Annotated in this window: 1 protein-coding gene; it reads left to right on the top strand. The window is 38.5% G+C overall.

All coding sequences use genetic code 11. The annotated features are described in order from the left end of the window. Positions 1 to 164: 164 nt before the first annotated feature. Positions 165 to 660: LLM class flavin-dependent oxidoreductase (locus QMD61_11710; protein ID MDI6725299.1), on the top strand; the 496-nt coding region annotated here is incomplete at its 3' end.

Genomic DNA, 660 nt, shown 5'->3' with positions numbered 1-660 from the left:
ATAACCTACCTAAGGATCTTCAAAAACTATGGAAATCATCAATTGAATAACTCTGTGGATAAAAAAAATGAAATTAGGTTCTCATGCTTCCCATGAACAATTTAGACCCAGTAAATTGTTAGAACTAGTACAATTAGCAGAAAAAAAATGGATTTAGTGCAGTAATGTGTTCTGATCATTTTCACCCATGGGGAAAATCTCAGGGTGAAAGTGGATTTGTATGGTCATGGCTTGGTTCTGCACTACAAGCCACATCTTTACCTTTTGGAGTTGTCAAGGCTCTAGGGCAAAGATATCATCCAGCAATTATAGCTCAAGCAGCTGCTACCCTAACCGAAATGTACAAAAATAGATTCTGGATTGCACTTGGAAGTGGGCAGTTATTAAGCGAAGGGATTACAGGAGACAAATGGCTTTCAAAAGCAGAAAGAAACCAGCGTTTAAAGCAATCCGCTGAAATCATAAGGAAATTATGGAAGGGACTAACGGTGACATTTAACGGACAAGTTAAAATTGAAGAAGCGAAACTCTATACCCTTCCACAAAAGCCACCACTTTTAATATGTGCGGCAATATCTGCAGAAACTGCAGAATGGATGAGAAACTGGGCTGATGGTCTTATTACAACTTCAAAACCTGAAAAAGAGCTGAAAGAAGTGG

Source organism: Methanobacterium sp. (genome assembly GCA_030017655.1).
Classification (GTDB): Archaea; Methanobacteriota; Methanobacteria; order Methanobacteriales; family Methanobacteriaceae; genus Methanobacterium_D.
This window is presented reverse-complemented; position numbering and strand designations above follow the sequence as displayed.